20 protein-coding genes and 1 pseudogene are annotated in these 22,939 nt (G+C 59.1%); 16 read left to right on the forward strand and 5 right to left on the reverse strand.

Features of this window, described 5'->3' with window-relative positions; genetic code table 11:
* The first annotated feature begins 463 nt into the window (after window positions 1-463).
* The 11 genes from F817_RS0112640 to F817_RS0112685 all read left to right on the forward strand — a co-directional run bounded on the left by F817_RS0112640 (window position 464) and on the right by F817_RS0112685 (window position 13,666).
* Complete coding sequence (locus tag F817_RS0112640) at window positions 464-1,471, forward strand: NAD-dependent epimerase (RefSeq protein ID WP_024327987.1); 1,008 nt, start codon at window positions 464-466, stop codon at window positions 1,469-1,471.
* A gap of 3 nt (window positions 1,472-1,474) precedes the next feature.
* Window positions 1,475-2,773, forward strand: a complete 1,299-nt coding sequence (locus F817_RS0112645; protein WP_024327988.1) for a nucleotide sugar dehydrogenase — start codon at window positions 1,475-1,477, stop codon at window positions 2,771-2,773.
* 25 nt (window positions 2,774-2,798) lie between these two features.
* Window positions 2,799-2,945: a hypothetical protein gene (locus F817_RS14565; protein ID WP_155988458.1), complete on the forward strand. Its 147-nt coding sequence runs from the start codon at window positions 2,799-2,801 to the stop codon at window positions 2,943-2,945.
* A 108-nt stretch (window positions 2,946-3,053) separates the two neighbouring features.
* Window positions 3,054-4,289 (forward strand): oligosaccharide flippase family protein, encoded by a 1,236-nt coding sequence (locus F817_RS0112655; RefSeq protein ID WP_196801217.1) that lies wholly within the window; start codon window positions 3,054-3,056, stop codon window positions 4,287-4,289.
* 211 nt (window positions 4,290-4,500) lie between these two features.
* The gene (locus F817_RS0112660; protein ID WP_024327990.1) at window positions 4,501-5,748 is read left to right on the forward strand and encodes a UDP-N-acetylglucosamine 1-carboxyvinyltransferase; all 1,248 of its coding nucleotides are present in this window, start codon (window positions 4,501-4,503) and stop codon (window positions 5,746-5,748) included.
* Window positions 5,749-6,280: 532 nt separating this feature from the next.
* On the forward strand, window positions 6,281-7,294 hold the full coding sequence (murB, locus tag F817_RS14410) for a UDP-N-acetylmuramate dehydrogenase (RefSeq protein WP_081644514.1): 1,014 nt from the start codon (window positions 6,281-6,283) through the stop codon (window positions 7,292-7,294).
* Window positions 7,295-7,788: 494 nt separating this feature from the next.
* The gene (locus F817_RS14415; RefSeq protein WP_081644506.1) at window positions 7,789-8,979 is read left to right on the forward strand and encodes a glycosyltransferase; all 1,191 of its coding nucleotides are present in this window, start codon (window positions 7,789-7,791) and stop codon (window positions 8,977-8,979) included.
* Window positions 8,980-9,098: 119 nt separating this feature from the next.
* On the forward strand, window positions 9,099-10,235 hold the full coding sequence (locus F817_RS14570) for a hypothetical protein (protein ID WP_155988459.1): 1,137 nt from the start codon (window positions 9,099-9,101) through the stop codon (window positions 10,233-10,235).
* A complete protein-coding gene (locus F817_RS0112680) occupies window positions 10,225-11,529 on the forward strand; it encodes an O-antigen ligase family protein (RefSeq protein ID WP_196801218.1) in 1,305 nt (434 codons plus the stop codon). Before F817_RS14570 ends, F817_RS0112680 begins: the two co-directional genes overlap by 11 nt.
* A gap of 20 nt (window positions 11,530-11,549) precedes the next feature.
* The gene (locus F817_RS14420; protein ID WP_196801219.1) at window positions 11,550-12,551 is read left to right on the forward strand and encodes a glycosyltransferase family A protein; all 1,002 of its coding nucleotides are present in this window, start codon (window positions 11,550-11,552) and stop codon (window positions 12,549-12,551) included.
* A gap of 8 nt (window positions 12,552-12,559) precedes the next feature.
* Window positions 12,560-13,666 carry a glycosyltransferase gene (locus F817_RS0112685; protein WP_196801220.1) on the forward strand — a complete coding sequence of 369 codons (1,107 nt, stop codon included), beginning with the start codon at window positions 12,560-12,562 and terminating at the stop codon, window positions 13,664-13,666.
* Between the two features lie 97 nt (window positions 13,667-13,763).
* Here F817_RS0112685 and F817_RS0112690 read toward each other — a convergent pair whose 3' ends face one another.
* A complete protein-coding gene (locus F817_RS0112690; RefSeq protein WP_024327994.1) occupies window positions 13,764-14,726 on the reverse strand; it encodes a DUF2235 domain-containing protein in 963 nt (320 codons plus the stop codon).
* Between the two features lie 246 nt (window positions 14,727-14,972).
* Here F817_RS0112690 and F817_RS0112695 point away from each other — a divergent pair, with 246 nt between their 5' ends.
* The 5 genes from F817_RS0112695 to F817_RS0112715 all read left to right on the forward strand — a co-directional run bounded on the left by F817_RS0112695 (window position 14,973) and on the right by F817_RS0112715 (window position 20,199).
* Window positions 14,973-16,157 (forward strand): glycosyltransferase family 4 protein, encoded by a 1,185-nt coding sequence (locus F817_RS0112695; protein ID WP_255347030.1) that lies wholly within the window; start codon window positions 14,973-14,975, stop codon window positions 16,155-16,157.
* Window positions 16,158-16,238: 81 nt separating this feature from the next.
* Window positions 16,239-16,844 carry a GNAT family N-acetyltransferase gene (locus F817_RS0112700; RefSeq protein ID WP_231369422.1) on the forward strand — a complete coding sequence of 202 codons (606 nt, stop codon included), beginning with the start codon at window positions 16,239-16,241 and terminating at the stop codon, window positions 16,842-16,844.
* 69 nt (window positions 16,845-16,913) lie between these two features.
* Complete coding sequence (locus tag F817_RS0112705; protein WP_024327997.1) at window positions 16,914-17,522, forward strand: sugar transferase; 609 nt, start codon at window positions 16,914-16,916, stop codon at window positions 17,520-17,522.
* Window positions 17,523-17,918: 396 nt separating this feature from the next.
* On the forward strand, window positions 17,919-18,491 hold the full coding sequence (locus tag F817_RS0112710; protein ID WP_231369423.1) for a DUF2335 domain-containing protein: 573 nt from the start codon (window positions 17,919-17,921) through the stop codon (window positions 18,489-18,491).
* Window positions 18,492-18,975: 484 nt separating this feature from the next.
* Window positions 18,976-20,199 (forward strand): DegT/DnrJ/EryC1/StrS aminotransferase family protein, encoded by a 1,224-nt coding sequence (locus F817_RS0112715; RefSeq protein ID WP_024327999.1) that lies wholly within the window; start codon window positions 18,976-18,978, stop codon window positions 20,197-20,199.
* Between the two features lie 247 nt (window positions 20,200-20,446).
* On the opposite strand, the pseudogene F817_RS13840 reads toward F817_RS0112715, so the two are convergent.
* From F817_RS13840 to F817_RS0112735, 4 genes and pseudogenes are all read right to left on the reverse strand, one after another.
* Window positions 20,447-20,862 (reverse strand): annotated as a pseudogene (locus tag F817_RS13840) (DUF86 domain-containing protein).
* Window positions 20,847-21,245, reverse strand: coding sequence for a nucleotidyltransferase family protein (locus F817_RS0112725; RefSeq protein WP_017926251.1), 399 nt, complete (start codon window positions 21,243-21,245; stop codon window positions 20,847-20,849). The pseudogene F817_RS13840 and the gene F817_RS0112725 overlap by 16 nt, the downstream one beginning before the upstream one ends.
* 392 nt (window positions 21,246-21,637) lie before the next feature.
* Entirely contained in the window at window positions 21,638-22,036 is a 399-nt protein-coding gene (locus F817_RS0112730) for a type II toxin-antitoxin system VapC family toxin (protein WP_024328000.1), read from the reverse strand.
* Window positions 22,033-22,260: a hypothetical protein gene (locus F817_RS0112735; RefSeq protein WP_024328001.1), complete on the reverse strand. Its 228-nt coding sequence runs from the start codon at window positions 22,258-22,260 to the stop codon at window positions 22,033-22,035. Before F817_RS0112735 ends, F817_RS0112730 begins: the two co-directional genes overlap by 4 nt.
* Between the last annotated feature and the right edge of the window lie 679 nt (window positions 22,261-22,939).

Raw genomic sequence — 22,939 nt, forward strand, 5'->3', positions numbered from 1 at the left:
GAATTCTCCTACCGTCTGTGCCACAGGCCAGATGCCGGCCTCGTCCCTCCACCCCGACAGACCCTTTCTAGGCCTGCCGGGGTTAAACATACAAGCCGCCTTGGCGGCGAAGCCCCCGCCAGAGCCGGCCGCGAACCCTGGGCCACCCCACATACCAACGACCCGTCCGGCACACCCTCCCGGTCATCCCGGCCGTAGCGAAGCGAAGAGCCGGGATCTCCCGCGGTGGGACTGCCTGGACGCGAGAGATTCCGTATAACCGCTCCGGGGTTTCCGGAGTGCCAAAGAACACACCCCCGTCACTGCGAGGAGCGCAGCGACGCGGCAGTCTCCGGGAACGCCGCCGACCTTGATACGTCACTACGACGAAAGCGCCAAAAATCGCCGGTACCAAAAGCACATGTCGGAGCGGGCCCGCCCGCGAACAACCCATCAATCAACACACACCAACACAAAGCACAAAATGAAAGTACTCATAACCGGCTCGGCCGGCTTCATCGGCAGCGCCCTGAGCCTGCGCCTGCTGGAGCGTGGCGACCAGGTGGTCGGCGTCGACAATCTGAACGACTACTACGACGTCTCGCTGAAGGAGGCGCGCCTGGCGCGCACCCAGGACCACCCGAACTTCACCGAAGTGCGCGAGGACATCGCCGATCGCGCTGCGATGGAGCGGGTGTTCCGCGAACACCGCCCGGAGCGGGTGGTGAACCTGGCGGCCCAGGCCGGCGTGCGCTATTCGCTGGAGAACCCGGCGGCCTATGTCGACACCAACCTGGTCGGTTTCGGCAACATCCTGGAGGGCTGCCGCCATAACGGCGTCGAGCACCTGGTCTATGCCAGCTCCAGCTCGGTCTACGGCGCCAACACCACCATGCCGTTCTCGGTGCACGACAACGTCGATCACCCGCTGAGCCTGTACGCCGCCAGCAAGAAGGCCAACGAGCTGATGGCGCATACCTACAGCCATCTCTACGACCTGCCGGTGACCGGACTGCGCTTCTTCACCGTCTACGGCCCCTGGGGCCGCCCGGACATGGCGCTGTTCATGTTCACCAAGAAGATCCTGGCGGGCGAGCCGATCGACGTCTTCAACTACGGCCACCACCGGCGCGACTTCACCTATATCGACGACATCGTCGAGGGCGTGATCCGCACACTGGATCACGTGGCCCCGCGCAACCCCGACTGGAACGGGGCCGAGCCCGACTCGGCCACCAGCGCAGCCCCCTACCGCCTGTACAACATCGGCAACCACGAGCCGGTGGAACTGATGCGCTACATCGAGGTGCTCGAGGACTGCCTGGGCAAGAAGGCCCAGAAGAACCTCCTGCCGTTGCAGCCGGGGGATGTCCCGGACACCTATGCCGATGTCGAGGCCCTGCGCGAGGACGTGGGCTATGCCCCCGCCACCGCGGTGGAAGATGGCATCGCCCGCTTCGTCGAGTGGTATCGCGAGTACTACCGGATCTAAACCATGGATAACTTCAACGCGCCCAAGAGCCCCAACATCGCCGTCATCGGCCTCGGCTACGTCGGTCTCCCGCTGGCGGTGGAATTCGCCCGCCACCTCCCGGTCACCGGCTTCGACATCCACGCCGGGCGGATCGCGGAGCTGCAGCAGGGAACCGATTCCACCCGCGAGGTGGAACCGGAGGCGCTGGCCGCCGCCCGCCACCTGCGGCTGACCAGCGACCCGAGCGACCTGGCCGGCTGCAACACCTTCATCGTCACCGTCCCCACGCCGGTGGACGAGCACAAGACGCCGGACCTCACGCCGCTGGTGCGCGCCAGCGAGACCGTTGGCGCCGCGCTCAAGCCGGGCGACACGGTCATCTACGAGTCCACCGTCTACCCCGGCGCCACCGAAGAGGTCTGCGTCCCGGTGCTCGAGCGCGTCTCCGGCTTGCAATACAACGCCGAAAACAACGGCTTCTTCGTCGGCTACAGCCCCGAGCGCATCAACCCCGGCGACAAGGAGCACGGCTTCACCACCATCACCAAAGTCACCGCCGGCTCCACGCCGAAGTGCGCCGACTACGTCGATGGCCTCTACGCCGGCGTGGTCACCGCCGGCACCCACAAGGCCAGCAGCATCCGCGTGGCCGAGGCGGCCAAAGTCATCGAAAATACCCAGCGCGACGTCAACATCGCGCTCATCAACGAACTGGCGCTCCTCTTCAACCGCCTCGACATAGATACCGAAGAGGTCCTGCGTGCCGCCGGCACCAAATGGAACTTCCTGCCGTACCGACCCGGCTTGGTGGGCGGCCACTGCATCGGCGTCGACCCCTACTACCTGACCCATAAGGCGCAGCAGGTCGGCCACCACCCGGAGATGATCCTCGCCGGCCGGCGCGTCAACGACGGCATGGGCGCCTACATCGCCGAGCGTACCATCCGCCAGATGCTGCGCCAGGGCATCAACCCCGTCGGCGCGCGCGTGCTGGTGCTCGGCCTCACCTTCAAGGAGAACTGCCCCGACCTGCGCAACACCCGCGTGGTCGACATTATCGCCAGCCTGCGCGAGCACAACGTCGAAGTGGAAGTTTGCGACCCGTGGGTAAACCCGCGCGAGGCGGAAGAGGAACACGGCATCAGCCCCCTGACCGAGGCGAAGGAGGGGGCCGTCTATCAGGGCGTGATCCTCGCCGTGCCGCACCGGGAATTCGTCGGGGGCGGCGCCGACCCCATCCGTGCCCTCGGCGCCGAAAACTGTGTGCTGTTCGATGTGAAGTCCGTGCTGCCGGCCGGTAGCGCCACCCTGCGCCTGTAAGAGAGCATTAACAGCTTGGAGACATATGATCACTCAGGTCGCAACAGTCACCCCGTTGCTCGTAGTTGATCCCTGGCTGGCGCTGGAAGCGGTCGTGGTAATCGGCGGTGTGTACGTGCTCATCTGGGGCGGCGTGCGCGGCATCCTCGCTCCACGGGTGTCTCTGAGTTGATCCAGCTTCCCGCAGATGCGAGAGCCTAAAGTGCAAATGGCCAAAGCGCCCATTCGGCGGCTGCTCGATAGAGCCCTTGGGGGGGCGTCTAGCCGCGTGTTTCGCGGTATGGCAACCCTTGCGCTTGGCAGCGGCCTGGCGCGTCTCATCGGAATCGCGTCTATTCCAATCCTCACCCGGCTGTACAGCCCTGAGGATTTCGGCGTCCTAGCGGTGTTTACGGCTATCGTCTCCTTGTTGGCCCCGATCGTGACACTTCGTTATGTGCTTGCTATGCCGTTGCCTCGCCGGGATGGCGTGGCCATCAACTTGGTGGCCCTCTCCTTGCTGCTCATGGCATGTTTCACGGGAGTGATGGCTATTGCCCTGTGGTGGTTGGCTCCGGCCCTTCTAGGGCTTTTCTCTGTAGAGGCCCTGCTTCCCTGGTGGTGGCTCATCCTTGTCGGCGTCGCGGCGGCGGCCGCCTATGAGCTGCTGACATATTGGGCGATGCGGGAGCGCAACTATAAGGCGATCGCCACCACCAACGTCTGGCAGAGTGCCGCGGGGTCAGTTGTCAAAATTGGCCTTGGCTTGCTCGCACTAAAACCAGCCGGTTTGCTGTTCGGGCAGGTAGTGGCTCAAGGTGGGGGGGTAACATTTCTCTGGCGTAGCGTCGCCAAGTCATTACGCGCTAACTGGAAGTATGTCCGGCCGTCGATTATGCGGAAGGTCGCATGGCGTTATCGCGGCTTCGCCCAGTACCGTGTGCCCTCACAATTTCTCCTCGTCTTCTCCAGCCAGGCGCCTCTTCTTTTCATGGCGCTGCTTTTTGACGCAGACACCACAGGGCAGCTGGCGCTGGCCATTATGGCAGTCACTCTTCCCGTGGCCCTGCTCGGGCAGACGACAGCCAAGGCGTTCTATGCAGAAGCTTCAAAACTAAGCTCGAAGCAGCCGCGTGCCGTCCGCGCCATGCTCCTTGAGGTGCTCAAGCGCTTGGCCGTGCTCGCTGTAGCCCCGGCACTACTCCTGATGATCTTCGGCGCTGAGCTGTTCCCGCTCGTCTTCGGTGGTAACTGGGGTCTGGCCGGCGTGTTTGCCTCAAGCCTGGCAATGTTCATGTTTTTCCAGTTTCTGCAGACCCCCGCTGCTCACGTGTTCTATATCTTCGATGGGCAGCGTCCGCTACTTTTCCTGAACCTTCAGCGAACGGTGCTAATCGCCGGAACCTTCGGCGTCACACACCTGCTTCAATTGTCGGCCGTTACCGCCATGTGGTGCTATTCGCTAGTACTGGCGGTGCATTATGCCCTAAGCATTGTCTACGCCGTTCGCATTATACCGAATGAGCCTGAAATCTGATAGAACTCCGAATTTCAGGGACGCAGTGCCTGAATAATTCCGTGACAGTCTCTAGTGCGGAAAACAGCCCAACACGTATGCTTTTTGTGCGCTTGTTATTTGTTTCAATCTGGTTGATTTAAAGCAAATATATATGTCCAAAAGGTCGATGAAAGACTTCACATAATGTGGCCTACATTCTAGGTAGAAATATTCTAACTGGTGCGAAAAAATGGATAATCGGCTCGTATTGCATAAAAGTAGGCTTGAGGGCTGCGTATCACTTTCTGGGGCAAAAAATAGTGTCCTCCGCCTGATGGCGGCATCTCTGCTGACTTCCGACGCAATCACCCTGAAAAATTATCCTGCGTCACTGCTTGATGCTGAAGTTCATGCAGGTATGCTTGAGAACCTAGGGAAAAAGTGCGATCTAACCGACAATCAAGTCGCCATTTCACAGGTCAAGGCGCCGCCGTCCGAACTGGATTGGGATAAACGGTCTATACGAAATACGCTCTTGATCCTGGGTGCCCTGACTTCGCGAACCGGAAAAGGTTCTGTGCCCCTTCCTGGAGGATGTAAGTTGGGCGATAGAACGTTCGATTTGCATGAGTTGGTGTTGCGATCACTAGGGGCAAAGGTTTGGCAAGAGGGCGATATGCTTTGTGCCGAAGCGCCGAAAGGAGGATTGGTTGGGGCTGATGTTCATCTCCCACTTCGTTCGACCGGGGCGACGGAAAATGCCATCATATCAGGGACTCTGGCCAAAGGCGTTACACGCATCTGGAATCCTCACATTCGGCCTGAAATATTGGACCTGGTTAAATTTCTTAGAACCATGGGCGCGAAGATCACTGTGTTCGGACAGGAGCATATAGAAGTAGTTGGTGTTGAAGGGCTCAACGGTACAACATACACACTAATGCCCGATAATATGGAAGCAATTACTTGGTTAGTTGGAGCTGTCATTACAGGCGGCGATGTGGAAATCAGGAACTTTCCATATACCGATCTGGAAGTCCCGTTGGTACACCTGCGGGACAGCGGAGCAAAGTTTTACCGCGGTGATGAGGGGCTGATCGTACGTGGTGGAACCTGTTATCCGCTGGAGATTAGTACTGGACCGCATCCGGGCATAAACTCCGATGTCCAACCCATTCTGGCCGCCTATGCCGCCTGTGCGCAGGGTGAATCGCGCATCATCGACCTACGCTTCCCCGGACGCTACGGCTACGCCGCCGAGTTGGCCAAAATGGGCCTAAGCTACAAAATAGACGGCAACCTGCTAAAAATCCAAGGCAACGGCGGCAACCTAGAAGGTACCATCGTCAAAGCGCTCGACCTGCGCGCTGGCGCAGCGCTGGCGCTGTGCGGACTGGTGGCGCATGGCGAAACGGTGATCGAAGATGCCTGGCAGATTCAACGCGGGTATGATCGATTTGACGAAAAGCTTAAAGATCTGATGTCGCAGCCGCTGTGATTATCTACCTCCAAAAACCTATGCGTGCCTCCGGGCCCGGGCCACAGTGCAGTCTTGGGCAGGCAGGGGCGGGGGACAGGTGTAGGCGTTTTTCGGCATCCAAGCGACTAGATTGATGTAGCCCGGTTCGCGTACATGAAGATAAGGGTCTGCTTGGTGATGCGAGTGCCTCCATTATGCTGTATGGAGGATCTAAGCTGCATCATCCTCGGTGCCGTGACGGTGCGACCGTGTTCGCACACAACGTGCTGTCCGGTAACATGGAGGGACCCTTGCTGCACCTCCGGGACGCCGGCGTGGACTTGTTCGCCAATTCCGGCACAGTTGACGCCGAACCTGGTCGGATTACGGTCCATGGCCCACGGCGATTGTCTGGTGCCCATGCGGTATCCACGGATCTGCGCGGCAGCATGGCGCAAATCTTGGCGGCCATTTGCGCAGAAGGTCAAAGCCGTGTGGAGGGGGTTGAACTAGCTTTGCGTGGCTATAACGAACTTCCCCAAAAACTGGCCGCTCTCGGGCTTGAGGCCGCATGGAACGACTGACTGATCAGGACCTGGCCGAGCTGCGGGAGCTGTGCCCGGGTGGCGTATCCATGAACGTTGACTTGGCGTCGATAAGCCAGTGGAAGATTGGCGGAACCGCTGACGTTATTCTGCGGCCATCGTCGTCCGCACAGGTGGCAAACCTTCGTCGCTGGTTCCATGAGAGACAGATGCCTCACGTCGCCGTTGGGTTGACAAGCAATCTTCTGTTCTCCGATGAGGGCCTGCGAGTCCCCTGTCTTCAAATCGGGCCGCGTATGGGCGCCGTCGCCATCAATGGAACGAATGTTTATGCACAGGCCGGAACATGGGTGCCCGGACTGGCCCGTAAATTGATGAAGGCTGGGTTGACCGGCGGTGAACATATTTGCGGTATACCCGGCACCTTGGGTGGCCTCATCTGTATGAATGGAGGTAGTCAGCGCAAGGGAATAGGAACAAGCGTTGTGACGGTCGAGAGTGTCGATCAGGGCGGTTTCCGATGTGTCCGATCGGTAACTGACTGCGGCTTTGCATATCGGCAGTCCGTGTTTCAAGGCAACAATGAAGTGATCACCTCTGCCAATCTGCGTTTCGTCCCCGGCGATCGCGCCGTGGTCCGCGCCGAAATGCGTGCGATCCTTGCTGAACGACGTCAGAAGTTCCCACGTAAGCAGCCAAATTGTGGTTCCGTATTCAAGAGCAACCCGGCCATGTATGCAGAGATTGGCCCTCCGGGGGAGGCCATCGAACGACTCGGTTTCAAGGGAACGCGCGTTGGTGGTGCTGAGGTCTCGCCTGAACATGCGAATTTCATCGTCAATCGGGGCGGCGCGCGGGCACGGGACGTCTTAGCGCTGATTGCGGCGATCAAGCACAAAGTAGAGTGCGCGACGGGCTATCAGCTGCAGGCCGAAGGCCATTACGTCGGAGCTTCGGGCACTATTATGCCTCTAGATGGGGGCTCACAAGAAGACATGCCACCTGATCAACCGGGGTGCGGCGGACCAGCCGGTCCATGAAACGCGCCAAGGCAGCTGGCAGCACCTGCACTTCTTTGAGCATCGCGGCTACATCTACGCCAGTGTAAACCCGTGTGCGCTGTGACCACAGCGCCAGAAACCGTCGGGTTGATCTTGCCCGCCACCAATGGCCGCTCTGTTGACTTCTCCGGCTTGAGGTGGACGGCCTCGATGGGGCACCAGTCTCGGGTTTCTCGGCGCCAGCGATGCGGATTCCGGGCCTTAGCTTCGACTTAGACCTACAAGCACTTTTCGAAGGTCGCCACATTTCCGCCGTTATGACGCTCGACCGGCGCCACATGCTGGATGCCGCTGTGTCGAGGCTCCTGGCTGTACCGCTGCACGAAGCGAGACACACTCCTTAGGCTCTGTTTTCAAGTGCAACATCCGGGCAGTTTACGGGGGTTAGGATGCTGCGATGGACAGACGACGCCAGCACCTAAGGAGTGAAGATCGGCGATACTATAGAATTTAAGAGAACCAAAAAGTTTTAAATGATGAAAATACTTTTCGATTTTCAGAACATGATCGGCGGCGCGCCACGAACACAGCTGACGCATATGCAGACCATGAAAGAAGCGGGCCATGAAGTGGTGGCGACAATCGGCAGAGATGCAGATGTGTTGCGGAGGCTGTCTGGGGGAATTAGAATTATAACGGTTAGGGAGTTCCTGCTAGATAAGCCATTTCGTAATTTAGTTCTGATCAAGCAGTGGCTGAAAATTCTTGAGTCAGAAAAGCCAGACGTCATCCATGCAAACAGAACAAATCAATACCGATTTTTAGGTGTGGTTTCGGACTTAACAGGTATCCCGCTGGTATTTGCGCAGGCTGGGGGTGTGGCGCTGCCGACGGATCTTCGCCCGCTGCTTGGAAAAACTCCAGTTGGCTATTCGCTAGAGAATAAAAAAACATTTGTCAGCGCAGGTTTTGAGGCGCAAACGGTGCATGTGATATCGAATCGAATGCATTCTCTTAATGATAGTGCCGCCAGTCATAGAGAGTTAGGTAAATCAATATCTATTCTTTTAACGGGAAACATCAAAGGATCCACAGTTAACGGAATGATGAAGCTGCTAAGAAACCTGGCGTCGATCGGACACGCGCACCGGAGATTTCGGCTTCTTATAGCGGGCCAGGACATTACACCAAATAAGAACTTTGACCGTCAGGTAGCGAAACAGATTGCGTTGACAAACAAATCGCTGATTAGAGATGGTTTCGTGGAGCATTTGGGGTGGGTCGATGATATTGGGCCGATCCAGGCTTCCTCGGATATTTGTATAGGTAAAGGTAGGAGCGTGATCCAGCCAGCAATGGCCGGAAAAGTGTGCTTTGTATTGGCGGAATCGGGGAGGCTAACAAGAGTGTCTTTGGCCACATTCGATTCACTATATGAATACAACTTTTCCGGTCGAGGTGACCAAAGAGACGATAGTGCAGAGTTCTTTGCCCTATTCACAGAGGGTTCGATTTGGAGAAAAGCCTATCAGGAGGCGAAGGATGTACAATCGAAGGTTCGTGAGTATTACTTGGCAGAGGGCGCCAAAGACAAGCTCCTGGCGGCTTACAACGACGCGCTCTATACGCAAGAGAAGGAACCGAGCCTACGGAAATCGGTCAATAGGTTCGCCCGAATTTATATAGAGTGGATTCGCTTTAAAGTCAGTAGGAGCGAGGAATGAGGTATTTAAGGTCGCTGATCCCAAACTGGGCGAAAACCGCGCTCCGGCGAACCTTCGTCCCCCTTTTCCGCCTCGTGACTAACCCCAAGTCAAAAGGCGTTTTCCAGAAAAAACAGAGCATGGTCCTGTCGGACGGAGATAGATGTACTTTCTTTGGCTATCATGATAAGAGCCCGTTCAATGAAGATGGTTCAAAATTACTAGCCATGTCCGTCACAGCAAGCGATTCTGACCCGGAGAGTGAATGTGCGCCGATGAGGCTCGGATATTTCTGCAAGCAAGTTGACGGTGTCTTTGGGCAACAATTCATCCCTTTTGCAGAAACTTCGACATGGTGTTGGCAGCAAGGCTGTATGCTGCAATGGCATCCGGTCCATTCGTATACGCAAGTATTTTTCAATGCGCTGGTGAATGATGACTACGGGTCAATCTGTTTTGACGTAACGAAGAATCGAGTAGTTCTTGAGTACCATTATCCGATCTATTCTCTTGACCCTGCCGCTCGCTATGCGGTCACACTCAACTTCTCTCGCCTTGGTCGCTTGAGGCCCGGTTATGGATATGCACTGTTTCCGGACGCCACAGCAGACGAACCGGCTCCTGAACACGATGGCCTTTTTCTTCTTGACTTGCAAAGTGGCAGTCGCCGACTTCTTGTTAGCCTAGCCAGTCTGGCCCAAAGTGCAGGAGACGCGGGTGCGCAACACTATGTGAATCACGCCACCTTTTCGCCCGATGGAAAGAAGATCGTCTTCTTTCATCTGTGGTCTTACGAAGGCGATAAGGGGAGAGGGCTTCGGGTGTGCGAGGTGGCTGTTGATACCGGCAATTGGCGTGAGCTAGAGTCCGAGCGGATGGTGTCTCATTACTGTTGGCGCGATGGTCAAAAATTCCTGGCCACCACGCGCGAGAAGTCTGGTAAATGGCACTATGCTCTCTATGACCTTATAGATCGTACACGGACGGATCTAGGCTTGCCTTTCAACGAAGATAGCCACCCTATGTTTCACCCAAGCGACCACAATATCATCGTAACGGACACCTATCCAGATAGGAGGCGCGATCAACATCTTTGTATCGTAAATCTCAATAAGAGAACGTCTAAGGAGATTGCTGCACTGTATAGTCCCGTGAGGTATCGTGGTCAGGTGCGTTGCGATTTGCACTCTAGGTGGGATCGCGAAGGGCGGTTTGTGGCAGTTGATACCACAGCATATGGTAAGCGGAAAATGCTACTGGTGCTTTGTGGCGATTAAAAGAGGATCGATTACTACGATAGGTCTGTTTGTTGCGCTTTGGCTGGTGGCGTTGTTTCGTACATACGCACCCGATCGGGATTATGTATATTCGAAGCATGGAGCCTTTCTTTTTTTTCTTTTAGTGGTGCTGATGGTTTGCGTCTGGCTGATCAGAAGGAAGGCTATTGTTGTTAGGGGTGGGGTATATGTTTTGGCTTGGCTTGCTGTGCTCTGGACTTTATTCTCGGTGTCTACGTTGTTGTATCTTGCTCAGCTACCCGTGCCTTCAATTATAGGCCTTTTCAATAATCTGGCATGGCAGCTTTCAGTCTTCTTGTTTGCGTTGGCTTGGATCTCTCTGAACCGCCGACTCGACCTTCAATCAGCGTCGAACAAGCTCGCGTTCTTTTTTGGGGTGTTTGCTTTATTGGCGACCTTCGTCGCTTTGCAGTTGCTTTTCACAAAACAAGCGTTTTGGGGCCCTTTTTCCGTATCGGTGGATAGTCTGCGCTGGCAGCAACTCTATGGCTGGTATGCTAGTCCGAACTATCTGGTCGATACACTTGCCATGGGGGTATTGGCCGCCTTCTTCGTGTATGCGTCTGGACGGTTAAGTAACGTTATGTCACTGAGTTTTGTGCTTCTAATGGTCGGAGTTTTGGTCGCGACCGGAAGCCGGGGGGGCATTGTTGGTGCTGCGGCGGCAATTGTATGGCAGTTTGCTGTTGTAGCAACGGTGGTGCGTGGTCTGCGTCATAGGTTATTGCAAGTCGGGCGGTACGTGGTGGTGGGTTTGTCGATCGGGACTGTCGGCATGCTGGCCCTGTTCCTGTATGTTTCGGCCATGGGCAAAGACGTCGCTTGGTTTATGCTGCATATCTTGAGGCTCCAGCCAGAAAGTCTTAACACCGGCACGGGCCGGCTTCATATCTGGCAGGACGGGCTGCAGGTTTTTGCATCTGGCAATATTGTGCAGATGCTGTTTGGGATTGGAAATAATGCTTATGTTGAGGAATATGGAGTATCCCTGCATAGCACTTATCTTCAATTGCTTGTTGACCACGGATTGTTGATTCTTGTAGCGTTCCTTGGCTTTTTGGTTTGGTTTTTTTCCATGGCCATAAAGTTGGCCAGGTGCTATAGAGGTCAGCCAGATAGTCTTCAAGCGATAGCCTTTTTGTCGGCCCCTGCGGTTTATATGATAGTTCGTGCGCTGGTTCAAGGTCCGGCATTCTTATCCGGCAATATTTCCTGGGTTTTTACGATTGTTTCCAGCGTGATATTGGCTTCGCTTCTTTATCGTCGTAACTAGATTTCTGAAGAGGGCTTATCTTGTCTATTACTGTCGTCGTGACGTGTTTCAACGAGGAAAGGTTTATTGAACAAGCGCTTTTGAGTGTCCTGAACCAGTCCCGGCTAGACTTGGTGGATAAGATATTTGTGGTTGACGATGAATCAACGGATTGTTCTCTGGAAATTATACGGGAGATCCAAAGCCTCGACGATCGCGTCGAGGTTATTTGGCAAAAAAACGCTGGTCTTGCGGTTGCGAGAAATAACGCTCTTCAAAAGGTGACGTCAGACTGGGTGTGTTTTTTGGACGGTGACGACATTTGGCCGGTTGATAAAATAGAAAAACAGGTGATGCAGGTAGATTTGGACCCGGAGGTATCGTTGGTTTATACCGATTCGTACCGTTTTGGAAACGAAGAGCGTTATATAAGAGCCAGAACGCTACCGCAATCAGGGGACGGCGCGCTTCTTGACTACTTCTGCAACGATGCACCTATCCTTTCGTCGGTAATGGTTCGGACGAGTATATTTAGTAAGGTGGGCGTGTTTGATCCGGAACTCCGTGTTGCGCAAGACACAGAGATGTGGACTAGGGCAGTTTCGATATGCAAGATAGCACATGTTAAAGAGGCACTGTTGTTTAGGAGGATGCATTCGTCTAGTCTCGGGTATAATTTCGAGAAGAAAAGTCAGTACTTGGATTTGGTAACTGATAAGATTGTGCATCAGTTTCCACAGCTTGAGCCGTATCGGTACATGAAAGACGCGATGGTGCGTTTTGAATACGCAAGAAGGAGCATTCACTCGAAGAGCAGGGTGATGGCGCTAAAGCAAGTTCTTGCAGGGCTCCGGATAAATCCCAGGTGTATCCATGGTTACGCTGTTTTTTTGATAGCAATCGTCCCTTTTTCGGATGCGCTTCTAAGGTTTTCCAGCAAGGTAAGAATGGGTCTTAGTGGTGCTGGCCAGGCAGCCAGAATTCCAGTCCCCCATTACGGCAGAGAAGCAACAAGAAAAAAACTGAAAGAGGGTGAGGTTTGAGGGTCTGTTTGCTTTCGGGTGGGAGATCGATCCATACGATTCGGTGGGCGAATGGTCTGGCGGGTGCGGGTTTGGATGTGCACCTGATTACACAAGGCGGGCTCTTGGAGCCTGTTCGCGAGGAGGTCACAGTGCACGGTTTCCCCGATCGGGGTGCATTAGGATATTTCACAATGGTCCCGGCCGTGAGTGGATTGCTTAGACAGATTGGCCCTGATGTCGTGAATGCTCATTACGCGAGTGGTTATGGTACGACGGCGCGGTTGGTGGGCTACCGCCCTTATGTGTTATCAGTCTGGGGAAGTGATGTCTATGACTTTCCCGAACGGAGCTGGCTGCACCGTTATTGGGTCAGGAAGAATCTTGAGGATGCGGATATTGTGGCATCGACGAGCAAGTGCATGGCCGATAAGACGAGGAGTCTGTCCCCTGGGTTGGGGGATATTCCCATTACGCCCTTTGGCGTCGATCTTGGGGCGTTTGATGCCGCAGCCGGTCGGGGGGTATCGGAGGGCCCGTCGGATGAGGCAATCGTAGTAGGAACGGTCAAGAGCATGGCGCCGAAGTATGGGGTGGATACTCTGATCGAAGCCTTCGCGCGTGCGCGGAGAGAGCTACTGGATGAAGGGGACGCCAGGGGCTCGCGTCTCCGTTTGCGACTAGTGGGTGATGGACCGCAGACAGACGAGCTTAGAACGCTGGCACTACAATTGGGCGTTGCGGACGTTACCACCTTTGTTGGGCGAGTGGCCCACGAAAGGGTGCCTGCAGAGCTGCAGGGCCTAGACATTTATGTGGCGTTGAGTCGGCTGGATAGTGAAAGCTTCGGAGTGGCGATTATTGAAGCGGGAGCGGCGGGTCGGCCGGTCGTCGTCTCCGATGCCGGTGGGTTGCCTGAGGTGACGGTGGAGGGTGAGACCGGCCTTGTCGTTCCACGGGAAAATCCGGAGGCTGCGGCAGAGGCGATCTTGAAGCTGGCCCGGGATCCGGCCCTTCGGGCCGCGATGGGCGAGAAGGGGCGCCAGCATGTGGCCCGAGAATACAGCTGGCCGGCTTGTATCGCAAAAATGCAGGACGTTTATCGCGCTGCGATTGAGCAAAGGCGGGGACAGTAAATCGGCGGCGAATGTCGGTATGCCGGACACTCGCCAAGGCGTGACCAGCCGCGCACTGGCCGCAACGGATGGTGCGGCTTGCGGCCTCGGGCTTGGTCTACGCGGTAAAGAGGTCTGAGCGGTATCCGAGGGTTTGGTGGCGTGCTTCTGCGGACGCGTGCAGGGCCTCGGGTGGCACTTCGCGCGGGCGGTCGCCCAGGTGCAGCCAGCGCAGGGCGCGGCCGGTCCAGGTGTTCCAGGGTTCGTGGATGGGACCGGCGGGGTCGGGTGCGGTGGCCGGGTCGTGGTCCTCGATGATTTGCAGGCCGGCGTGTTCGGCGCGTTGCAGCATCCATTGCAGGGCGATTTCGGCGAGCTGGCGTTTTGGGTAGCCGCCGCCGACATCGGCATGAGCGCCGGGGAACCAGAGTTGTTCGAGGGTCTGGTGGGGTTCGGCGCGGGTTTCGTCCCACAGCAGGGGCTCGAACTTGGGCCGGCGTTCGTCGATGGCCAGGGCGTGGCAGGCGTTGGTGACCAGATGGCTTAGCTTGGTGTCGAAGAAGCGGCGGTTGCGGTAGAGGTATCCGAGCGAGCCGACGGTGTCCCAGGCGCCGATGAAGCGCACTGGGCAGGGGCGGGTGTGACGGCTGCGGAAGGCGGCGGCTTCTTCCGGGTTCTTCTGCCGGGTGTACAGGCGGGTGGCCTGGGGAACGCGGTCTTCCTGCCCGGGGTGGAGCAGGCCGCATTGTTCCAGCATACCGGAGAGGGCGCGTACGGCGTAGGCGCCGCGGGAGAAGCCGAACAGGTACACGCGGTCGCCCTCGCGGTGGTGCTGCATGAGGAAGCGGTAGCCGTTTTCGATTTTGTCGGTGAGGCCGTGGCCGAACAGCTTGCCCAGGGCGGTGCCGATGCGGTTGTCGCGCGGCAGGCCGAACGGGGAGAAGGTGCCGACGCCGGGTTCGTAGGCGATGATCTGGTGGTTGTGAGTGGGGATGCGCCGCAGCAGGTGGACGACGTTGGTGTTGACGGTGCCCTTCTGGTTGCCGGTGCCGTCGCAGCAGAAGACGATGTTCCGTTCCATGGAATCCTCCGGATGGTGCCATTCACTGCCATTGTAGGCAGGGTTCGCGTTTTTGTGGCGTGTGAACATCGAGGGGGGGCTGCCGGTTGGAGTGGAACCGGATGTGGAAAACGGCATCGGCACGCGCCGATTGCCGGAAAGCGGCTGGGTGTGCGCTGATAGCTGTGCGGATAGGCGGCCGGAGAGGACCTAGAGGGAATAGGATTGCGAATAACCTACCTACACCAGTACTTCAACACCCCGGAGATGTCCGGCGGCACACGCTCCTACGAGATGGCGCGGAGGCTCGTGGCCATGGGCCATGAGGTGAACATGGTCACCTCGTGGCGGGAAGAAGGCGGCGAGCGTGACTGGTACGAGACGGAAGAGGCGGGCATCCGGGTGCACTGGTTGCCGGTCCCGTATTCCAACCACATGAGTTACTCCGAGCGGATGCGTGCTTTCGTACGCTTTGCCTGGCAGGCGGCGCGCAAGGCGGCCTCGATCCCGGCGGACGTGGTGTTTGCCACGAGCACGCCGTTGACGATCGCGTTGCCGGGAGCATATGCGGCGCGAAAGCAAAAGGTGCCCATGGTGTTTGAGGTGCGGGATCTCTGGCCCGAGCTGCCGATTGCTATGGGGGCGTTGCCCAATCCGTTGATGCGGTCGGGGGCGCGGTGGTTGGAACGGTTTGCGTACAGGCGCTCGAGCCGGATCGTGGCGCTTTCGCCTGGCATGAAGGACGGTGTGGTGTCCTCCGGATATCCTGAAGCCGAGGTGGATGTGATCCCGAACAGCGCTGATTTGGGTCTGTTCGACCCGGACGCTGCGGATGGGGGCGCGTTTCGTCAAAGTCACCCCGAGTTGGGTGAAGGTCCCTTGGTGGTGTATGCCGGCACGCTGGGACGGATTAACGGCGTGGGGTACTTGCCCCAGATTGCCGCGGCTGCCAGAGCAAACGGCTCGGACGTTCAGTTTGTCGTGGTTGGAGGGGGGCAGGAGGAGGAACGCGTCCGCCAGATTGCCGATGAAGCCGGAGTGTTGGGTAAGAATTTCCACATGTACCCGGCGCTGCCGAAACGGGAAATGCCGGATCTTCTTGCGGCTGCCGATCTGGGTCTCTCGTTGTTTGTGAATCTCGAGCCCATGTGGGCCAATTCGGCAAACAAGTTCTTTGATGCTTTGGCATCGGGGACGCCCGTGGCGGTCAACTATGGTGGTTGGCAGGCCGAACTTCTGCGCGATAAGGGGGCCGGGCTGGTGCTTCCCCCGGATGCGCCGGAAGAGGCAGCCGCGCGGTTGGAAGCGTTTTTGTCCGATCGTGAGGGGTTGCAGGGCGCCGGAGAGGCTGCCCGGGAACTGGCGCGGTCGCGGTTCAGCCGGGATGACCTTGCAGTGCAGCTTGAGCGCGTGCTCCAGGATGCAGTGGCGGCTGGCGCGAAGGGCGCTTGAAAACGGTGATGCGTGGAGACAGGCGGATCGGCGGTACTGTGCCAAGTCGGAGCCGTTAGCATGGAGCAGTTGGCATACCGGGTGAAGCAGCGTTTCCCGGCGATGTTCCGCTGGATCGAGGCGGCGGCCCGTGGGGTGACGGTGTTGCGTTACGGCCGGCGGATCCGGTGTGCCCGGGCCGAGGCCGTGGTGCAGGGCACCGTGCGCGGGGAGGCGGCGGTGATGCGGCCGCTGGGGCTTGACGATCTGGACGCGCTGCACGGGTTTCTGGCGGCGCAGCCGGAGGAGCACCTGCGCTATTTTCGTCCGCACGGGTTTGACCGGGTTGCGTTGCGGGCGGTGCTGGGTTCGGGGGCTTTCCTGAACTATGGGCTGTTTGTTGGTGATCGGCTCGCGGCCTATGCCCTGTTGAAGGTGGCACCGACCGGCTCGGCGTTCATTGGGTTGCTGGTGGGGCCGGATCATACGGGCCTTGGCCTGGGGCGCTTCATTGTCGGTTATCTGTATTGGCAGGCCTCGAAGGCGGGCCTGCGGGCGCGGTCGACGATCAGCCGGGATAATCCGGCTTCGTTGCGCTCTCACGAGGCGGTGGCAAAATTCGAGATCGTGGCGGAGCTGCCGAACGACTATCTGCTGATCGAGTTCCCGCCGGGGCGGCCGGAAACGCCGGTGCTGGCGGCGGGTTAGGGCGTCCTGGGGCTTGCTACAGCCCGGAGCGGGTCGACTACGGGTTTGATTCCAAGGATTGTTTGTTTGATGCAGGAAGGTTTGAGTACCGGGCAGGCCGCGCTGAAGCGCGGCTTTGACGTGTTTGGGGCGGCAGTAGGGCTGGCGCTGACGTTCTGGCTGATCGCGCTGGCGTGGCTGGCGGCGACGGTGGATACGCGCGCGAACGGGTTTTTTACCCAGCGGCGGGTGGGATGCAACGGGCGGGTGTTCCGGGTGATCAAGATTCGCACCATGCGCGTGGGGACCGGGCTGGATACGACGGTGACGACCGGGCACGATCCGCGCATTACGCCGCTGGGGCGGTTGTTTCGGCGGGCCAAGATCGACGAGCTGCCGCAGTTGATCAATGTGCTGCTGGGGCAGATGAGCTTTGTCGGGCCGCGGCCGGATGTGCCGGGGTATGCGGATGCGCTGGAGGGGGAGGATCGGGTGATCCTAACGGTGCGTCCGGGCATTACCGGGCCGGCCACGCTGAAGTACCGCGACGAGGAGACGCTGTTGGCGGGGGTGGATGACCCGGAGCGGTACAACCGCGAGGTGATTTTTCCCGACAAGGTGCGGATCAACCGGGAATATGTGCAGCAGTGGTCGTTGCGGAAGGATCTTGGGTATATCTGGCGTACCGTGTTCCGGTAGGGGCGTGGCGCCTTTGGGCGGTGGGGCTGGTTCGGTTCTGATCGCCTAGGGGGCTGGGCTCCTACAGAGGCGTGGTTCCCGGACGTGTAGGAGCCGAGCTTCTCGGCGATTGGGCCGTGCGGTCGGTGGTTGCCGGGTTTCGGGGATGGTTCAATGACGTGGGGACCCTGAATTTGTGCGCTTTGTGGTCGTGGTCCAGGATAAATGCGGTAACCGGCCGGGTGAAGCACGGAGGTGAGCAGGTGAAAGTAAGAAAGCGAGATGCCGGTAGGGTAGTCCTTGCGGCCGGTTCGGTGATGGAAGTGTGGCCGGCGCATGACTACTCGGCCTTTATGCCTTCCGGTTCGTTGCAGCAGCGAGTCGCCGGTCATTGGGTCAACGTTGGTGAACGGTTGCGTGAAGGGATCAATCGCGCGCAGTCCGACCAGGGAATGGAGAAGAACGATGAGCGAAAGGCCAACGGAGGGCCTGCCTGACAACGAGTCGGATACGGCCGATAGCCAAGGCGGTACATTCGAGGAGCTGGTGGGCCGGCTGGAAGGTGGTGCCCTGTCGCCGGAAGACCAGAGTCGGCTTGCGGGGCTTCTTGACGCCCAACCTTCGGAGCTTGTGATGGCGGCGACGCGCCACGAGTCGTACAGCGGGCCGTTGCCGCACCCCGATCATCTGAATCGTTTTGATGATGAGACCCGCCGCGCAATCGTGCAGATGGCCGTGGATGAACAGGCGCATGCCCATCGAATGCGGGAACGCGGACTGGAAGGTGCCATTGCAAAGGATCGTCGGGGGCAGCGCTACGGTCTGGTGATTGCGGTTGCGGGTTTGGCGGCGGCGGTGGCGATTGCACCTTTCAGTGCCGTTGCGGCCGGTATCATCGGGACCCTCGACCTGTTCGGGATGGTGGCGCTGTTCGTGGCTCCGCGAATCCTGGAGCGAATGCGTTCCAGCGGTGCGCCTTCGGCTGAATAGTCCGAGAGCCTTTTCGGGTCGCTATCCCGTTTCTGTTGGTGGGCGGCTTTCCAGGCCGGCCGATTCTTTTGCCGTGTTCCATTGGCCGCTTGAGCACGGCTTTTTCCAGGGCCTGCGCTTCATTGCGCCAGGCCCGTCGTCAGGCGGATCAATTTCGCGATCTAGGGAAACACTGAATAATGTACGCACTCGCGTTGGTATCCCAGGTTTTCCGAGACAAGGCGCGTCGGGCAGCGGGTAGTGGTTCTACCCGCCCGTTTTTGATGGATTCGGGGCGCAACGTAGGATCGGGGAACCTGGGGTACCAACCCCACAAGCCATTGAAAGCCGGGGCTCGGCCGCCCAATGTTGTCAAAAACGGGCGTGGGAACGGCGTTGCGGCTCCCTTGCGCAGAATGACTGCACGGCAGTCACCGCGCCTTGTTCGCACGCAAAAGCGACTCGAGTGCGAGTGCATACATTAATCAGTGTTTCCCTAGGTGGTGTGACGGTGGTGAAAAGTGTCTGGCCGCGGTTCGATGATGACGAGCTCGAGGCCGTGCAGGCGGTTCTGCGTTCCGGACGGGTGAATTACTGGAACGGTAGCGAAGGGCGCGACTTCGAGCGCGAATTTGCGGCGTTTCATGGGGCGGCGTACGGGATTGCCGTGGCGAACGGCACGCTGGCGCTGGAACTGGCATTGATGGCGCTGGGTGTGGGCGAGGGCGACGAGGTGGTGGTGACGCCGCGGACGTTCCTGGCCTCGGCTTCGGCGATCGTGATGCGCGGGGCGCGGCCGGTATTTGCGGAGGTGGACCGCGAGTCGGGCAACATCATGCCGGACACGGTGCGCGCGGTGCTGACGCCGCGCACGCGCGCGGTGATCGCCGTGCATCTGGCGGGCTGGCCGTGCGATATGCAGGGTCTGCGGGCGCTGGCGGACGAGCGGGGGTTGTTCCTGGTCGAGGATTGCGCGCAGGCACATGGGGCGACGCTGGATGGGCAGCCGGTTGGGTCGTTCGGGGATGCGGCGGCGTTTTCCTTTTGCACCGACAAGATCATGTCCACCGGTGGCGAGGGCGGCATGCTGCTGGTGCGGGACGAGGCGGTGTGGCGCCGCGCCTGGAGCTACAAGGACCATGGAAAGGCCTGGGATGCGGTGTATCACCGCGAGCATGCGGCGGGGTTTCGCTGGTTGCACGAGTCGTTCGGGACCAACTGGCGGCTGACGGAGATGCAGTCGGCCATTGGTCGGGCGCAGTTGCGCAAGCTGCCGCAGTGGCTGACGCAGCGTAGCGCCAATGCTCGGGTGCTGCTTGAGCGGTTGTCCGGGCTTCCGGGGCTGCGGGTTCCCGCGGCACCGGCGGGTGTGGGGCACGCCTGGTACAAGTTTTACGCCTATGTGGATCCGGCGCGCCTGGCTGACGGTTGGGATCGTGACGCGGTGGTGAAGGCCATACAGGCCCTTGGCGTGCCTTGCCTGCAGGGCAGCTGCAGCGAGGTGTATCTGGAGAAGGCCTTTGATGGCACGGACTACCGGCCGGCGCAGCGCCTGCCTATCGCGCGCGAGCTGGGGGAGACCAGTGTCATGTTCCTGGTGGATCACACGCTGAGCGAGGCCGATATGCATACCGTGGCGGATGCCGTGGTGGACGTGATGGGCCGTGCGACTGGCGTGGAAGGAGCGTCTCAGGCCGGGGACATATCGCACAACTGTTCGGCGGGCTGAGTCTGCGGGCCTTGGTCGCTTCCGGGGCTGTCGTTCTCCTCCTGAGCCGCTTGGTCTGATCTGGAATCGGGCGGGCCGGGAGGCAGGCGGGTGCTTTCGCTGGATGAGGGGTTGAGGCGGGCTGTTGCGCCGTTACGGCGGTAGCGTTGGTGGTGTTCTGGCTTTGGCGGGGGCTTCGCGGCCAAGGCCGCTCCTACGGGGGTTGCTCGTGCCAATCGATGGTTGCACCTGGTTGAAGGGTGACGCGTTAGAGGCGTTCGTTGACTGTGCGTGCAAAGGTCCGGAAGTCGTCGAGGTGGCGTGAGCACACGGCGTGGACGATCTCCCCATTGATGCGCTCGTAGTTATGGACTGCGATGTTGCGAAAGCCGACGGCCTTCTTGAGTCGGTCGGCCAGGCTGGAATCGATGATCTGGCCTTCGGCGAGTCGGTCGAAGGTTTCGCCCATGGTGCCCGGAGGTGGTAGCTCGAGCGCGGTCACGAGATGGGCTCCAATGTCGACACATTGTTGCACCGCACCGCACGGGACAGGTTCAGGGCGATGATGTCTTGTGTATCCGGATCTTGCTGGAGTTGGTTGGGGTCGTTGGGGCAACGTTGCGCGACCCGCTGGACGCAATAGCGCAGCGTTTCGAGCTTTTGTTCGATTACCCGGCGATCCACGCTTGTCTCCGTTCGGCCAGAATGCGGTCGCGGTAGGGGGAAAAATCGGCCTGGTCGAGCAAGTGGCGCGTGAGGAAGCGCGCGTGGGCCTCGTCTTGTCCGGTCAGGCGGATGCCGCGTGTGACGATCTCGCCCAGTAAGGGTTCGCCGGCCTGGGTGAGGTCCACAAGGTCCACGGGGCGCCCGGTGGTGGAGGCAATTTCTTCGATGAGCGCGATGCGCGTGGTGGCTGGAAGCGGCGCTCCTGCGCTGACGGCCAGGTCGACATCGCTATGTGGATGCATTTTTCCGCTCGCCAGGGATCCGAACAGGATGGCGAGCTCCAGCTCGTGATGGTGTCGCAACACGGCACGAATGCGATCGATTTCGGTGCGATGGCTCATGCATCCCAATGTAGGGAGATGTCTTTGAATGTGCACGTTCGTATTCATGGGCGATTGGCGCATCCTAAGTAGAGGCAACACTGGGGCGGAGAGGATTTTGTTGTTGGCCGTTATCCCGGAAACTGTGGAGTGGTTATCCGGGGTCTCTGGCGTGGGTGGCCGCACCGGCGTTTGGTGTTTCTCTGACGTGGGAGATCCCGGCTCTTCGCTGCGCTGCGGCCGGGATGACGTTGTAGTGGTGGCGCTGCAGGCGGGATGACGGGGTAGGGTGGTGCTACGGCCGCCGATGATGGATCGGCTGCGGGGGTTGGCTTTGGAGATCGCTTCGTCGCTTTGCTCCTCGCGATGACGGGTTGTAGTGGTGTGGTCGGGATGGCCGGAGGGCTTGCGGGTCAGGTGAACCAGTCGGTGAGTGGGAGACTGGGGACCCGTTGGAACTCGGCTACGTTGTGGGTGACGAGGGTCGCGTTGTGGGCCAGGGTAGTGGCGGCGATCAGTGTGTCCATGGGGCCGATGTGTGTGCCCTGTTGCTCGAGCTGGGCGCGTATGCGGGCGGCATGGCTGGCGGTGGGGCGGTCAAACGAGAGGACGGTGACGACATCGAGTAGCTCGGCCAGCTGCTTTTGGCGCTTTTCGGGCTCGCCGGACTTGGCGATGCCGGTTTCGAGCTCGTACACCACAATGGCGGGAACGAGGACGTCGGAGGGTGCTGTGGCCAGCAGGTTTTCGGCGACCTTGCCCTGACCCTTGAAGAAATAGATCAGGGTGTTGGTGTCCAGGGCGTATTTCACAGCGCTTCGCGGGGGCTGTCCGGGGACGTGTCGCGCAGTTCCTCGGCTGTGGGGAAGTCATTCCATTGACCGGCCAGGGTGCGGACGGAGTCGGGCCACTCGGTTCGGGTGTTTTCTTCTACCAGCCGTGCGACGTAGCGGCTGACGGGGATGCCGGCCGATTGAGCTGCGCGCTTGAGGCGCTGTTCGTGGTCATTGTCGAGGTAGATGGTGACTTGGCCCATACATTCCTCCTGCTAAGCATATAAGTGGGATTATATGTTCGAGTGTATCGCCTGGCCAATCGTTCCGTGAATACGGGGTGTACCGGGAATGCCGTTGCTGGGGCTTCGAGCACCCTATGCCGCTGGCTTACGGTCCTGCTGTCATCCCGGCCGTAGCGCAGCGGAGAGCCGGGATCTCGTACGTAAGTGGTGGTACTGGCGTTGGTGTTTTCCTGATGTGGGAGATCCCGGCTCTTCGCTGCGACGGCCGGGATGACGGGGTGGGGTGGTGCTACGGCCGGGATGATGGCAAGGGAATTCTACGGAGACTGCCTGCTCCGTCGCCCCGCAGGATCAACCTCGCGGGTCATCCCGGAAACGGCGAAGCCGTTATCCGGGATCTGCACCGGCCAGTGATAGCACAGTGGCGGTGGGATCTCATCGGTAGGAGATCCCGGCTCTTCGCTGCGCTACGGCCGGGATGACAGAGTGTGGGGCCTACTTTCGGGATGATCGAGAGGGGGTGCTGCGGCTGGGACGACGAGCTGGTGGTGGGGCTTCGGCTAGGTTAACAGGGACGTGGCGAGCAATGGTTGTCAGTTGACAACCATTGCTCCTGGGGCTAGTTTCACAGGGAGAGAGATGGGCAGGCGACGACATCCCAACAAGGACGTTGAAGCGGCTGTGGCCCATGCCGAGG

The sequence above is a fragment of the Thioalkalivibrio sp. AKL19 genome, from assembly GCF_000420165.1.
GTDB lineage: Bacteria > Pseudomonadota > Gammaproteobacteria > Ectothiorhodospirales > Ectothiorhodospiraceae > Thioalkalivibrio.